General features: G+C 51.0%; 12 protein-coding genes. 2 read left to right on the top strand and 10 right to left on the bottom strand.

The window, feature by feature from the left end; translation table 11 throughout:
• Window position 1: 1 nt before the first annotated feature.
• From ACEW81_RS09185 to ACEW81_RS09155, 7 genes are all read right to left on the bottom strand, one after another.
• Window positions 2-1,186 carry an anhydro-N-acetylmuramic acid kinase gene (locus tag ACEW81_RS09185; protein ID WP_373532684.1) on the bottom strand — a complete coding sequence of 395 codons (1,185 nt, stop codon included), beginning with the start codon at window positions 1,184-1,186 and terminating at the stop codon, window positions 2-4.
• Entirely contained in the window at window positions 1,170-1,655 is a 486-nt protein-coding gene (locus ACEW81_RS09180) for a YqeG family HAD IIIA-type phosphatase (protein ID WP_373532683.1), read from the bottom strand. Before ACEW81_RS09180 ends, ACEW81_RS09185 begins: the two co-directional genes overlap by 17 nt.
• Window positions 1,645-3,072 carry a peptidase U32 family protein gene (locus ACEW81_RS09175; protein WP_373532682.1) on the bottom strand — a complete coding sequence of 476 codons (1,428 nt, stop codon included), beginning with the start codon at window positions 3,070-3,072 and terminating at the stop codon, window positions 1,645-1,647. Before ACEW81_RS09175 ends, ACEW81_RS09180 begins: the two co-directional genes overlap by 11 nt.
• A 117-nt stretch (window positions 3,073-3,189) precedes the next feature.
• Entirely contained in the window at window positions 3,190-5,733 is a 2,544-nt protein-coding gene (gyrA, locus tag ACEW81_RS09170; protein ID WP_373532681.1) for a DNA gyrase subunit A, read from the bottom strand.
• 201 nt (window positions 5,734-5,934) lie between these two features.
• Window positions 5,935-6,972 (bottom strand): methionyl-tRNA formyltransferase, encoded by a 1,038-nt coding sequence (locus ACEW81_RS09165; RefSeq protein WP_373532680.1) that lies wholly within the window; start codon window positions 6,970-6,972, stop codon window positions 5,935-5,937.
• Window positions 6,953-7,822 carry a hypothetical protein gene (locus ACEW81_RS09160; protein ID WP_373532679.1) on the bottom strand — a complete coding sequence of 290 codons (870 nt, stop codon included), beginning with the start codon at window positions 7,820-7,822 and terminating at the stop codon, window positions 6,953-6,955. The genes ACEW81_RS09165 and ACEW81_RS09160 overlap by 20 nt, the downstream gene beginning before the upstream one ends.
• Complete coding sequence (locus tag ACEW81_RS09155) at window positions 7,822-9,309, bottom strand: hypothetical protein (protein WP_373532678.1); 1,488 nt, start codon at window positions 9,307-9,309, stop codon at window positions 7,822-7,824. The genes ACEW81_RS09160 and ACEW81_RS09155 overlap by 1 nt, the downstream gene beginning before the upstream one ends.
• 386 nt (window positions 9,310-9,695) lie before the next feature.
• Here ACEW81_RS09155 and ACEW81_RS09150 point away from each other — a divergent pair, with 386 nt between their 5' ends.
• Window positions 9,696-10,091, top strand: a complete 396-nt coding sequence (locus ACEW81_RS09150; RefSeq protein ID WP_373532677.1) for a hypothetical protein — start codon at window positions 9,696-9,698, stop codon at window positions 10,089-10,091.
• 177 nt (window positions 10,092-10,268) lie between these two features.
• Window positions 10,269-11,528 (top strand): alpha/beta hydrolase, encoded by a 1,260-nt coding sequence (locus ACEW81_RS09145; protein ID WP_373532676.1) that lies wholly within the window; start codon window positions 10,269-10,271, stop codon window positions 11,526-11,528.
• 10 nt (window positions 11,529-11,538) lie between these two features.
• Here ACEW81_RS09145 and deoC read toward each other — a convergent pair whose 3' ends face one another.
• The 3 genes from deoC to ACEW81_RS09130 form a co-directional block, all read right to left on the bottom strand.
• Complete coding sequence (deoC, locus tag ACEW81_RS09140; protein ID WP_373532675.1) at window positions 11,539-12,324, bottom strand: deoxyribose-phosphate aldolase; 786 nt, start codon at window positions 12,322-12,324, stop codon at window positions 11,539-11,541.
• Between the two features lie 82 nt (window positions 12,325-12,406).
• The gene (locus ACEW81_RS09135; protein ID WP_373532674.1) at window positions 12,407-13,594 is read right to left on the bottom strand and encodes an endonuclease/exonuclease/phosphatase family protein; all 1,188 of its coding nucleotides are present in this window, start codon (window positions 13,592-13,594) and stop codon (window positions 12,407-12,409) included.
• A gap of 192 nt (window positions 13,595-13,786) precedes the next feature.
• A complete protein-coding gene (locus ACEW81_RS09130) occupies window positions 13,787-14,107 on the bottom strand; it encodes a DMT family transporter (RefSeq protein ID WP_373532858.1) in 321 nt (106 codons plus the stop codon).
• Between the last annotated feature and the right edge of the window lie 34 nt (window positions 14,108-14,141).

Genomic DNA, 14,141 nt, shown 5'->3' with positions numbered 1-14,141 from the left:
TTTAGCGAACGTGCTTGCCCATTACTACCGCATGACTGGCCCCGGTGCAGGCGGGCAAATTATTGGCCCGGTTCAGCAAACTGGCCCAGGCCAAAATGGCAAACGCCAGCGCTTCTTTATACTGATCGGGAATGCCAAAATCCGCATGGGTTTTAACCGAAATGGCATGAGCATGTTGAGCGAACAAATCCCGGAGGTTATTAAGCAAAACCGGATTCAACGATCCGCCCCCGCCCACAATCACTTCTGAAACCGGATACACCGGAAACACAAAACGCTGATAGGCATCCACGATACTGGCAGCGGTAAAACGGTTAAGGGTGGCCAGCCAGTCGGCAGGCGGAATATTGGGAAAGCCCAGCAACAGTTCCTGAAAACAGGGCAGCCCAAACAACTCTCGGCCCGTGGTTTTGGGCGGCTGCTGGCTCAAATAGGCATGGGCCATCAAGTGCTGAAGTAATGGCTCGTTCACCGTGCCACTGGCAGCAATGGCTCCATCCGGATCATACGATTTTTGATAAAAATGATCAACGGCGGCATCCATCAACATGTTGCCCGGACCGGTATCAAAGGCCATCAGGGGGACATCGTGTTCTTTTAAATGGGCATGCGATGGCACCACCGTTACATTGGCAATGCCCCCAATGTTTTGAACGCAACGCCCAACCGTGTCATCCTGAAACAAAAGCTGATCGGCGAAACACACCAATGGCGCCCCTTGGCCCCCGGCGGCCATATCACGGGGGCGAAAATCGGCAATGGTCAACACGCCGGTTTTTTCGGCAATCAAAGAAGGCTCCCCAATTTGCAGGGTACCACCCAACATGCCGGGTTGGGTGGGCGGCCAGTGATACAGCGTTTGCCCATGAGAACCAATGCAATCAATTTGAGAGGCTGAAATATTGTGGGCCTGCATCAACCCGAAGGCGGTATCGGCAAATAACTGACCCACCGCCACATTCAGGCGGCAAAATTCTTCCAGTTGGATCGATTTTTCCGCCATGCAACGCAACAAGCGCTCCCGCAAATCAGCAGGCATGGGCACACTGTGCGTGGCCAGAATGTCATGATGCAGTTTTCCGCTCTGCCAGCTCAACCGGGCCAAACAGGCATCCACCCCATCCACCGAGGTGCCCGACATTAACCCCATCACCGTTAAAGGCTGGGTATTATCCGCCTTGTACAAACAGACGCTCCAATCCGCGTAGCACTTTAAACAAGCGACGCTCCTGCAACTTAATGAGGGGATCCACCAAAATGGTATAAGCACCCATGCGCTGACCCACCCAAATATCAGTGAGCGGACGATCGCCCACCATGGCCACTTCACGCGCGCTCAGGCCAATCATTTCCAAGGCCTTGCGAAACATGGCCCGACGGGGTTTGGCCGCATGGCTCAGCACCGGAATATTCAGCACTTTTTCGGCCAGTTGGCAGTATTCCGCTTTTTTGTTGTTGGATAACACCAAACACTTGAACCCTTCGGCCTGCAACAGCACCAGCCAGGTTTCAATGCGCTCTTCTAAAGCCCCGGTATGGGGGGCCATAATGGTATTGTCCAAATCAAAAATAAAGCCCCGGATGCCCTGAGCCTTCAGGGCGGCCCGATCAATGGTGGTAATATCCTGAACAATTAAAGAAGGTTTAAGAAACAACGCCTGCAAACTCCTTGCCTCTGATGACAGACCAGGCCAACCCGGCTTCATCCCCTCGCAACGCTTCGGGTACCGGAATGGTGACCACATGATTGGTCTGCGCTTCCCGAACCGGGAAACCCTGTTGATCATATAACTCTTTTAAAGGAAAGGAAACACTTCCGTTGGGGGTGATCCAGTCCAGTTGATCTCCCACCCCAAACGGGTTACGGGCTTTAATCCGCAAGCCGCTATCAGTCAGGGAAATCCCGTTTTCATCCGGCAACACGGTGCCTAAAAACATGGCGGTTTGATGACTTCTGGAATCCTGATAATTGTAAGCGCTTTTACTAGGACGCCCCTCAAAAAAGCCTTCCGTAAACCCACGATTTCCGGCCTGCGATAATTCCGCCACCCAGCGGTTGGTCAACTCTTCGGGCGCGGTTAAATGTTGCTGGAAATAATCAATGGCTTCCCGGTAAATGCGTCCGGCGGTGGCCACATAGTAAACACTTTTGGTGCGGCCTTCTACTTTAAAGGAGACAATTCCGGCATCCTGAAGCTCTCGCAAGTGCCGAACCAGACACAAGTCCTTGGAGTTCAGCATGTAAGAGCCTTTGTCATCTTCCTCAAAGGTATAAATATTGTCGGGGCGCATGGCTTCCACCATTTGCAAGGATTTCATGCCGGTTTCCGCATCAGCGGGAGGCTCACAGCCACAGGAAGCGGCGGGCGCCGCCTCTCCCAATCCCTCATGGGGCTTGGGGGCTTCAAATTCCCAACGGCAACTGTTGCCGCACATGCCTTTGTTGGAATTTTTAGTGTTGTCCGTCAAATAATCACTAATCACGCAACGACCGGAATAAGCCACGCATAAAGAGCCATGAATAAAGCATTCCAGCTGTAAATCGGGCAGCTTGTCGTGGATTTCCACAATTTCGCGGTAAGGGACTTCACGGGCCAAAATAACCCGCTCCACACCCAAATCCTGCCAAAAAGCGCAGGCTTCTACGTTTAAGGTATTGGCCTGAGTGCTTAAATGCAGCGGCACCGAGGGGGCGTATTTGCTAGCCAGCCGAAACACACCGGGATCGGTAAAAATAATGGCATCCGGGCGAATGCTTTCCAGCAACTCCAAATGGGGAATAATGCGTTTTAAATCGTGATTGGACGGAAAAATATTAATGGTGACATAAGCCTTTACCCCCCGCTCCTGAGCGTAACGCACATAGCCGCCCAGGTTTTGTGGCGTAAACTGCTCCCCCCGGCCCGGCGTACGCAAGCTGGCCATTGGCAAGCCCAGATAAACGGCATCGGCCCCGTAGGCCACCGCGTATTTCAGCTTTTCGGGGCTACCCGCTGGTAACAGTAATTCCGGTTTGGAGTGAATGGCGCTGGTCATGAACACATCCCGCATCAAGTCAGTTATGGAAAGCATCCATATCATAATCCAAATTGGAGAAGATCAGAAATCCCTTCAACAATAGCGGTCCCAAATCGCAAAAAGCCCCCGGCGAACCGGAGGCTTCTTGAATGTTGAGAAAAGAGCCGTTTCTTATTCGATAGGCGGTGCGGAGGAGTCTCCACCACCCTCAAGGGCGGATAGTTCACCGGCCAGCAGGGCTTCTTCATCATCCATTGGAACAATTTTGGTGACTGACGCCACGCAATCGTTCTCATCCAGATTTTGCATACGCACCCCGGTGGCCATACGGCTTTGGCGGGAAATTTCCCCGGCCCGCAGCCTGACCACAACTCCGTTGGCGCTCACCACCATCAACTCATCGTCTTCACTGACGATACAAGTGTTGGTGACCCGACTTTTGGCATTTTTGAACTTGGTGGAGATTAAACCGATACCACCCCGGTTCTGGGAGCGGAATTCGGCCACGTTGGTTCGTTTACCGAAACCATCGTTGGTAATAATCAGCACATCGGCAGTGTGATCGTTGTTGGCCAAGGTACTGAAGTCCACAATCTCATCGCCCGCCCGCATCTTCATGGCGGTCACGCCACGAGCGGTTCGGCCCAGCGGACGCAGATCCTTCACCGAGAAGCGAATGGCCATACCCAGACTGGTGCCGATCAACAGGTCATCATCATCCGTGGTGGACATGACCCAACCCAGATAATCATTGTCTTCCAGCCCGATGGCAATAATGCCGTTGCGGCGGATGCTGTCAAAGTTGGTCAACTCGGTTTTCTTAATCCAGCCCTGCTTGGTCAGCATAATCAGGTACTGGCCGGAAGAGAAGTCCGTGACTGGCAGGACGGCGGTGACCGTTTCATCTTGCTCCAGCGCCAGCAGGTTGATAATGGCCAAGCCTTTGGCGGTGCGACCGCTTTCTGGCAAGTCATACACTTTTAAGCCATAAGCCCGACCCTTGCTGGTAAAGAACAGCACTTTGCTGTGCATGCCCGCGGTAAAGAAGTGGGTGACATCATCCTCATCACGGGTTTTAATGGCCCCTTTGCCACGGGTGGCACGGCTCTGACGCTGGAAGGTATCCAGGGCGATGCGCTTGATGTAGCCCTGTTTGGTAATGAACACGGCCATCGCATCGTTGGGGGTTAATTCCTCAATGCTAAAGGCGTCGTTTTCATCAGGAATGATGGTGGTTTTACGGACATCGCCGTATTTTTCCTTCACTTCCAGCAGTTCAACCTTAATAATTTCCAGCACACGGCTCCGATTCGCCAAAATAATGTTGTACTCGGCAATTTTAACCATCAGCTCGGAATGCTCGCCGTTGATCTTCTCCCGCTCCAGGCCGGTTAAACGACGCAGCTGCATTTCCAGAATGGCGTTGGCTTGCGCTTCATCCAAACTGTAATTGGTGGTCAGTTTTTCACGGGCCTCTTCCGTGGAATTGGCAGAGCGAATGTGCTTGATGATGTTATCCATATCGCCAATGGCAATCATCAAACCGGCTAAAATATGCGCCCGCGCTTCAGCCTTGTTCAGCAAAAACTGGGTACGGCGAACAATCACTTCTACCCGGTGCTCGATAAACTCGCTCAGCACATCCACAATGTTGAGCAGGCGGGGCTGATTTTTAACCAGAGCCAGCATGTTAACCCCAAAGGTGGTTTGCAACTGGGTGTGCTTGTACATGTTGCGCAACACCACATCGGGCTTGGCGTCCCGCTTGAGCTCAATGACCAAACGCATGCCATCCCGATCGGATTCGTTCCGCAGGTCGCTGATGCCTTCCAGTTTTTTATCCCGAACCAGATCCGCCATTTTTTCAATCAGGTTGCTAATATTCACCTGAAACGGTGTTTCGGTAATGATAATGGCGGTGCGTTCCTGACGACCGCCGCCGCCTGGAATTTGTTCTATGGAAGCCACTGCCCGCATCACCACGCTGCCACGACCGGTGCGGAAAGCATCCCGAATACCTGCGAAGCCCACAATGTTTGCGCCAGTAGGGAAATCGGGGCCTTTAATATATTGCATCATGTCATCGGGGGTTAAGTGCGGCTGATCAATGAGGGCCAACACCCCCTCCACCACTTCGCTCATGTTGAAGGGCGGAATGTTGGTGGCCATCCCCACCGCAATACCGCTAGAGCCGTTCAATAACAGCATGGGCAAGCGGCACGGCAACACAGAGGGCTCTTCTTCGGAACCATCGTAGTTGGGCACAAAGTTCACGGTGTCTTGCTCAATATCTTCCAGCATGGTGGTGGCGATATGGGTCAGCTTACATTCCGTATACCGCATAGCAGCGGGGTTATCTCCTTCAATACTGCCAAAGTTACCGTGACCGTTTACCAACGGATAGCGGCTGGAAAAATCCTGAGCCAAGCGCACCAAAGCGTCATAAACAGAAGTGTCGCCGTGAGGGTGATATTTACCCAGCACTTCGCCCACCACCTTGGCGCACTTTTTAAAGGACTTCTCCGGGGCAAGGCCCATTTCGTGCATGGCGTAAAGCACACGACGGTGAACCGGCTTCAGGCCATCCCGAACATCAGGCAGCGCCCTGCCCACAATAACGCTCATGGCGTAATCAATATAAGAACGGCGCATTTCATCCCGAATGCTAATGGGAACGATCTTGCCGTCTCCGAAAATCTGTTGCTGAGAACTCAAGGTATCTGCCTTTCCTGTTAACTGCCAGCAGGGCTTCATCACCCAAGCTGAGAACGGGCGCTAAACGGGGTTTGCCTCAATCGAATGGTACTCTAACTAACCTTCCATTCGTGGGTGGGCCAATTATACCCCAAAAGCGTTCAGGACGCTCTCGTGTGGATCGTTTTGTTACGCAGCCCATCCGGTTGAAAGCAGGACCCTTCAGCCGGGATCGGCAGGGGTAAAAAACCGCTTGCCCGGACGCAATAAAAAAGGCGCCAACCACTTGCAGGCCCAGGCGGGCAAAAACAATTGGGCGGTGGCCGCAATCTGGTAAACATCCACCAGCATCACCCAACCGGGATCGCTTAAAACAATTTGAAACCCGCTAGTGGCGTTAAAACTCAAAATGGTGCCGGGCAGCTTGCCTTGAGTCAGGGCGGGATCACAAGGCATAAAGCGATTGCCATAAAAAAGCACCGCCCGCTTGCCCTCCAGAAAAGAATAACCAATGACCCATGGGTAAATGGCACGAATTTGACGAGAAAGCGCCGCCGGGCTTTTATGCCAGTCCAGCAAACCCGCCTCTTGCTTTAATTGGCCGTAATAGCTTTTTTGACTGTGATCCTGCTCTCTTTCTATTAAGGGATGACCCAATAGCACATGGTTACGTAAGCCCAGCAACAGTTCCGCCACCATCTCACCCGCCGCAAGTACGCACTTGGCCCGTACCGAATCGCCATGGTCTTCATCGCTGAGAGGAACCACACGCTGCAACAGAATGGCACCGGCATCGATTTGAGGGGCCATACGGTGGAAGGTAACCCCGGTTTGCGATTCCTGCTGTAAAAGGACGGAAGCGTATGGGTTAGCCCCCCGATGCGCCGGTAATAACGAGGGGTGACAATTGACCAGAATCACATCAGGAAGGTTCAAAATATGCGCCTTCAGAATTTCTCCCCAAGACCCCACCAGCACCACATCGGGCTTCAGATCCTGCAAAATGCGTATAAATTCAAAGCTGTTCATGCCCGGACAGTCCAAATCCAGCAAGCCCGCCTGAGCCACCAGGGCTTTAAAATCATCCTCTATGGGCTCCCAAAACGCTTGTCCGCCAGGTCTGGCAGTCCACCGGTAAACCGCCACCACCTCGCAAAGTTCTGAGCAAGCCAGCAACCCTTGCAAAATAGCCAGTCCCAAATGCCCATACCCGCACAACAGGACCTTCAGCCTGCGGTCGCTATGAGGCAACGGGCGCATAGAGAAATATGGACAATGAAATCACCATTTCCAGCTTGACCGGAAAATCGGGAAAGTCTTTGGCATCCGGCTGGGGCTCCGGGGTTGCCGGGCGGGTAATGGCAACCTTGTTGATACGAATGAGTTTTTTGCGAATGATCAATTCATTCAGCACATCCATTAAAGCCGGATAAGTGCCTGTCACTTTTAAATCGTAATCATACTTTTCCACCGGTAAGGTGGCCGAACCAATCTGTACGGGGGCCGCAGCCGCGGTGGGTGGCCCACCAGAAACGACAGGTTCAGCGGGAGCAGGCATTCCGCCCGGAGCGCTGGCCGCCGCAGGAAGAGAAGCCTCAGCAGCCAATGCGGGCGTTGAGGCTGCTTTAGTGGCATCAATGGGCTGCCCCGAAGTCAACAGATCGACGGTGCCGCCGGTAACAAAGGTCAAGGTCACATTCGAGCGCTGGTCATGAGGCGGCAACAAGGGTGGCAGAATAGCCACATCCCGAAGGCGGCCTTTGGCCACCTCCAGCAATTCCGCCGCTTCCGTTACCGAAATCACCGTGGCGGAATTCCCCTCGGGAACCGAAATCAGCTCTGTACTCAACGTTTTTAGCTGTTGCTCCAAATTTTTATACTGATTTTGCAAACCTTGCTTTTCCAGCAAGATTTTTTTCTGGCCCTCCAGGGCCACATCTCTACCCTGCATTTGTTCTAAACCAGGGCGAATCACGGTGTCCCAAGTTCCCATATAAAGAATAAACACATTGAGAAACAACAGGCCCATCACCTTAAAATCCAGCGCAGCCCGAAAGCCCGTTATTAAATGACTTTTCCAAACAGCGGCGTTTTCAGGCATTTCCATCATTAACCGCCAGACGCTGGTGGAGTACCAGCTGCGGGAACGGCTTCCTGATTTTGTATAGACCAGGTGAAGTAAGCCTGTCCATCATCCGAGGTGGCTGGAGCGGCGCTAGACACTTGAAGGTTGGCCCCTTCCACAATGGCGTTCAACGGGGTTAAAAGCCCGTTAATGCTGGACAACGACATGGCCTTACCGTCCAGCGCAATAACCGGAGGCTTTTCCATATCGGTTAAATCAATCTGTATTTCTTCCAGCCATACATTCGGTTCTATGGAAGCCCCCAGCTTCACCAAAAAATTGTTGGCCTGCACGTTTAAATCCACTGCTTTTTTAATAAATTTCTTGCGATTAACCCCATCCATTTTTAAAGTATCCACCCCTTCACCCAGGGCAGTCAGTTCATGGTTAATGGCTTCTCGTTCCTGATCCTTCTGCCACAACATCAGGGACATGGCTCCCCAAATCAGCAGACTCAATACAAAAACCACACCATTAGAAACCAGCAACCACTTAAAAGCCTGCTGCCGGTAATTCAGTAAACTAACCAAATCATCAGCCGTTTCCAGCTGAAAATTAATACCCGGCACATCGGCATATTGCTTGTAAAACACCCCGCCCAGACCTTCCAGAGAGCAAGGAAAAGGCGCCTCAGACGCCCCACGGGACTTAAGGGTTAAAGCGTTTTGATCAATCTGGGTCAGGCTGCCGGGAAATCCCAATTGGCGCAATAAATCATCGCTGTTAATTCGATTGGCGTTGTTGACCACAATTAACTTGGCAAACGTTTCCCGATCGGTAAAGGCCTCAAAATCCTGAACAATATCCAGCAAAGTGGCCTGTTCATCCTCCTCCTCGGTAACCGATAAAGGGGCATCGGCCGTTTTGATAATTTTGAGGCCCCGTTGAATGGAAACAAAAAAGGAATAATCGCTAATGACCAGTAACGCCCAGGGTTCCGCGTTGTCAATTTCATGAGACACAGCGCCAGTGGCGATTAATCCACGCAAAATGCTGAGGTAACTTAATTCAATGCCCAGTAGCGGTATCTGTAGCTCCTGGAACACTTTCATGTATTTTTCAATCTCGGTCTTGGGAAAAGCCGAGTACAGCAGACGATCCTCACTCAGGTTAATCCAGCCAATCTGAGGCTCTGCTTTTTTGAAAAAGTAAAATCGCTCAGCCTCGGAAACCAGGGCAAAACGAAGCTCTTCTTTGCTAAATTCGGTGGGCAAGTCAATTTCGCGGGTAAAAAAGCTGGGCAGTACCAAAACCGAAGGCGTACTAAATGGAATTCGATTCATGTTGTACAAATCACGAATGGTTTGCAGCATGAGATCCCGGTCACTCATTTGCCGAGAGGCCGTATCAAACTGGCAAGGCAAAGCGGATGCCTTTTCAATCTCGCCAGATTTTTCGTCAAATTGGACCAGTTCCACGTAATCCAGCGATGGAAAAACGTTGATGGAAACAGGCAGTTTTTTATAACTCATAACGCCCAGCGTACCGGATTCTATAAGGGTACTCCATCAATATAGCATACCTTAACGCACACAACAGGGCGCATCCAAACAGGTTGTTCTCATCCCAATCAATGATCGATCTTTCACACCCTCCTCTGTTCAAACTATTTTCTTTTGCGGTAGCGCTTTATACGAATTTACAATCCTGAAAGCGTTGAGCCGCTTGCTTGCTCATTCAAGCAAAGGGTATTTAAAGGCACGCTGGAAAAATTCCAGTATGCAGAACCCCTTTCTCTGCTATAATTATCAGGCGTGGATCACAGCAGCCTAGTTGAAAATCATTTAACTATTTGAATGATGGTTTGTCGGGCTTTATTTGAATGTTTAGAGGCAGTTAAAGAGTTACCAGGGTGAGTATGGCTTATACCAAGCGTAAAATTGCGTATACAGAAGTTGCCTATCCCGAGTTGCAGCCGGTTACAGAGCGGCAGTTAAAACGGCAACCTGTCAAAAAATCGCAATACAAAAAAAGAACAACTCGGGCGGAATATTTTTTATACCTGGCGGTAAACGCTGCTTTGGTATTTGGTCTGATTCAATGCACCCGTGCTTTAATCAGCGATGGTTTTAATTTGTCTCACTTGGCCAGTAGCAAAACTTCAGTTCAGCAGTTTTTCAATCATACTCAACTGGAAAACCGCAGCCTGAATGATAAAATCCGCATCTATTCCTCCGCTTCCGGCATTGAGGAACTGGCTCGCAACTATTTGAACATGGTGGGCGAAAACGAACTGCCCGTTCGGTTTCAATAAACGCTCATCGTTATTAAACATTCAAAGTTCTAAACATTCTCAAGAGGTCAGGCTTTCCTGACCTCTTTTTTAAAATAAAGTTTTGTAACCAACAGGCCCTTCATGCTGGCACCAAATTGGCGGGTTCCTTGTTTCTTTGTATAGATTCACCACCCATAAACTGCCGTGGGTTTCCTGATGGTTCATTCGTTCAGCAACAACGCCCATAAACCTTTTCCCGCCTCTTCTGCCGTGCCGCAGCACATGGCAACCCTTACGATGAAGGCGCTTACACCCCAAGCCCGCCAAGATTGCTTTACAGCGAACCAACACCATTCAATTGCCCCTTTACATTCAAGCCCTATCCACTTTGGACAGCAGGAAGGCACCCTGCCATCGGGAAAAGAAACATCTACCCTCAAAAAAACCCGCCCTTTCGCAGAAAAAGCCTGGTTTCATTTTAAGGAAGCCGCCTGGAAGTCCTACCGACTGGTGGAAGAGGCCCTTAACACCCTGGTTAGCATTGGTTGCCGAATGGCCCTGATGAGCACCTTTATAATACCCATGCCAAAGTTTGTGTATAACTTTATTGAGCGCCAAACTTTTTACGCCCCCATTAAAAGTTGCTCTCTGGAACTGCTGGAAAACGACGCGCTGGCCGATAAAATTATTGAATATAAAATCCCCATGAAAAACGGGAGCAACAAACGCGTCAATATTGCCGCCTGGCATATTCCAGCCCCCAAAGACAGCGACAAGCCTACCATTTTATTCAGCCATGGCCGCCACAGTAACATCAGCCACCTTAAACATTATTTAAAAGCCTTCAGCGATGAGGGTTACGGCATTTTGGCCTACGATTACCCCGGCTTTGGCAACAGCACGGGCAAAGTTTCACTGGAAAACTGTTATCAATCCTGCCGGGAAGTCAGCAAGTATTTAAGCGAAAGAATCAAAGAAGTGCCTTTGGAAAGACAAATTTTAATGGGCTATTCCTTAGGCACCCATATTACCTCTCATCTGGCCGCCGCCATTCACGACAATAAAAATAACGAATTTGAAGGAAAAAAGCCCAAAGCGGTGGTACTGATCAACAGCTTTCCCAAACTGAGTGACGGGGTGAAGCACCAGAAAAAACAAATTGCCAAAAATAAACTGGGGCTTTTAAATGAAAAATGGGTCTTAAACGGCTTGGATTACTGTTTTGATACCAAGCGCATGAAGGCGGATCTGGATACCGCCAGCAATCTGGAAAAAGCCACCGGGTTAAAAACACTGGTGCTTAGTGGTACCGCCGATCAGGAGCTGAATTACAAAGACGCGGAAGCCATGACCCAAACGCTCCAGAAGAATGGGCATGCTAAAATCGCCTTTGAAAAAATGGAAGGCGTAGCCCACACACTGAAAGAGAAAGATTGTCAGCGCCTGATACAGCTATTGGCCAAGCACATTAAATAGCGCGATTTGATTAGTAATCAACCGCATTTTCGGCGGATGAGCCTTGCACAATGGCCAACCCGGAGCTGGTGCCCAAGCGAACGGCCCCGGCTTTTAACAGGCTTTGGGCCTGCTCCTGGCTTTTAATGCCGCCACTGGCCTTAATTTTGGTTTTGGGATTGGTTTTACGCAAAGTGGACTGAATCAGGCTGACCACTTTCACCGTAGCGCCCTGGCCGCCTTCTACCATACCCGTGCAGGTTTTGACCATTAACACCCGCAATTCGGCGCACCAATGGCTAATTTGCATAATTTCAGCGTCTGACAACAGATCGGTTTCAATAATCACTTTAATGGGCTTGCCGGAAGCAGCCTCCTGAATGGCCTTTAACTCCTGGCGAACCACTTCGGTAGCCCCGGTTTGAGTATCCGACTTTAGCTGGGCCACATGAATGACCACATCCAGCTCATCGGCACCATCCAGCACCGCTTGACGAGCTTCCGCCACTTTATCGGCAATGGGGAAATTACCAATGGTGGGCTGAATTTTCTCGGCTTCCAGCTTTACGGTATCCAGCGGAAAACCAATAACAGTCGCCACCTTCACCGCAGTATCCATCAGGTGCTTTTTGCACAAGGCCACATGCCGGGGACGAACGCACACCGCAAAAAAGCCATACTGCCGGGCTTCTTCGCACAATTGAAGAATGGCCGCCTGTTCATCTTCGCCCACAGCAAAGGTGAGTTTGGTATGGTCAATCGTTCGCGCCAACTGGCTGGCTGGGGAGGATTCGATTTCAGTGACGGCTGCGGACATGGCTTTAGCTCCTTTAGGTGGCAAACGACCCGATTGGCGAATTGAGCGCTTCATCAGAACAGCATCTTAACATCCTACAGGGCTAGGCGATCAATTCCAGCTTCCGTTTTTTGTTATGTTTTCCATGTTGCGGCTTGTCGCCAGAGCGAGCCGGCGCATCTGAGCGGGCTGATTTCGGGGGGGTCTGCGGCGTGCCTTCCTCAAACAAAGTAACCAGCGGTAAATGATCCGAAGCCTCCCGCCAGGGCGCTTCCTCAAAATTGCCCGCCACATAAGCGGCTTTAATCAAAGGCGTTAAGGCTTTTGAACTAAAGGTGTAATCCAGCTTGGAATCAGGATAGCCAAACGCCCGGTTGGTGGGCTTTTGGGCATTGTCCTTCAGCGTCACTTCCGTAAACAAGGGCTCTCCATCTGGTTGACCCAACCGCTCCAACGCCTCTATGACCGGCTTGCCCTCATTGCTGTCGTAATGCGTGTTTAAATCCCCGGTGATAAAAACATGGGCTTCCGGGCGATCCTGAAGATGCCGCTGAATAATCTGGGCAGCGGCATTGGCTTCCTTCCAGCGAACCGGGGCGGTTTTTCCTTCCCCGCCCCGCATGGATTTTAAGTGAGAGTTAAATACCGTAAAGCGATACCCTGTTTCTGTCTCAAAGGTTGCTTCCAGCAAATCACGCACCGCCGCCCCCTGAGAGAGCTTGCAAAACTCCTTCCAGTGACTTTTGGTTTCCACCACCTTGATATTGCCCTTGCTTAAAAAGGCCAACTGGTGCTGGCTTTTGGCCCATACCGGATTACTCACGATATTGGGATACTGCCCCTTGAGATGCCTGATATTGAACTGGTTCAAAATCCCCTTGTCCCCCACTTCCTGCAAGGCCACCACATCCGGGTTCTCCTTCTCAATCACCTCAGCCAACGCACGAATGGCTGCCTGAGACTTTATTTGCCTGTTTTTAGGGGTTTGATAAAAATCTTGAGCATTGTAAGACATTAAAGTGCGATAGGGGCGCATTAACCGCAACGACTGGGCAGGCAAAGCGGCTGAAACAGGCCGGGGCGATAAACTGATCGTATCCGATGCCTCTTCTGAAGAACCCGGCTCACGAGGTGTTTGCGGTGCCGCTTGAGCCACAGCCATGGAGCTCAGGCGCCCCGTCTCTGGCGAGCGGGTCCACATTCGGGTGGGCGACGGATTGGCACGAGCGGCCTTAAACCCAAAAACGCCACTATCCAAACCAGAATGACTGAAAAAAGAACGTGACAACATTGGCGAATCCCCCTTCGCGATGGCCACAGGCCATGCCCATTAACCGCCTGGAAACCCACTTTCCACCCCGGCGTCCGTACAAAATAACTCAACTTCCGGGGAAATCCTAACACAGTAAAGTTTAAAAACCAACTCTCCAGATTTCAGCAACCCATCCTCATCATCAAACAGGGCACCCGATCAGCGCTTGCCTTAAGAAGGACTGGCCATCTTCAGCCCGACAATGCCCGCCACAATCAGGCAAAGGCAAAACAGCTTAAAAGGAGAGCAGGACTCTCCCATCCAGCCCATGCCCACCAAAGCCACCCCTACCGAACCGATACCCACCCACACCGGATAGGCCAGACTAATGGGCAACGTTTTTAGCACCCTGGAAAGCACAAACAAGCTCAGGACCATACAAAATGCGGTCAACAAGCTGGGCACCAGCCGGGTCCATCCATCGGTGGCTTTTAGCCCCACTGCCCAGCCAATCTCCAGCAGTCCGGCAATAATCAGCCATACCCAAGCCATTGCCATTGGTATCTCAGTCCTTTCTAATCGGGTG

Source organism: Vampirovibrio sp. (genome assembly GCF_041737375.1).
GTDB lineage: Bacteria > Cyanobacteriota > Vampirovibrionia > Vampirovibrionales > Vampirovibrionaceae > Vampirovibrio.
Note: the sequence above shows the minus strand (reverse complement) of the source record. Positions and strands in the feature narration are given on the sequence as shown.

What these genes read in the sequence shown, in the direction of transcription:
- ACEW81_RS09145 (WP_373532676.1), top strand. Translation starts at nt 10,269, where the DNA reads ATGGTTCATTCGTTCAGCAACAACGCCCATAAACCTTTTCCCGCCTCT.
- deoC (WP_373532675.1), bottom strand. Translation starts at nt 12,324, where the DNA reads ATGTCCGCAGCCGTCACTGAAATCGAATCCTCCCCAGCCAGCCAGTTG.
- ACEW81_RS09165 (WP_373532680.1), bottom strand. Translation starts at nt 6,972, where the DNA reads ATGCGCCCGTTGCCTCATAGCGACCGCAGGCTGAAGGTCCTGTTGTGC.
- ACEW81_RS09150 (WP_373532677.1), top strand. Translation starts at nt 9,696, where the DNA reads ATGGCTTATACCAAGCGTAAAATTGCGTATACAGAAGTTGCCTATCCC.
- ACEW81_RS09160 (WP_373532679.1), bottom strand. Translation starts at nt 7,822, where the DNA reads ATGATGGAAATGCCTGAAAACGCCGCTGTTTGGAAAAGTCATTTAATA.
- ACEW81_RS09135 (WP_373532674.1), bottom strand. Translation starts at nt 13,594, where the DNA reads ATGTTGTCACGTTCTTTTTTCAGTCATTCTGGTTTGGATAGTGGCGTT.
- ACEW81_RS09130 (WP_373532858.1), bottom strand. Translation starts at nt 14,107, where the DNA reads ATGGCTTGGGTATGGCTGATTATTGCCGGACTGCTGGAGATTGGCTGG.
- ACEW81_RS09155 (WP_373532678.1), bottom strand. Translation starts at nt 9,309, where the DNA reads ATGAGTTATAAAAAACTGCCTGTTTCCATCAACGTTTTTCCATCGCTG.
- ACEW81_RS09175 (WP_373532682.1), bottom strand. Translation starts at nt 3,072, where the DNA reads ATGCTTTCCATAACTGACTTGATGCGGGATGTGTTCATGACCAGCGCC.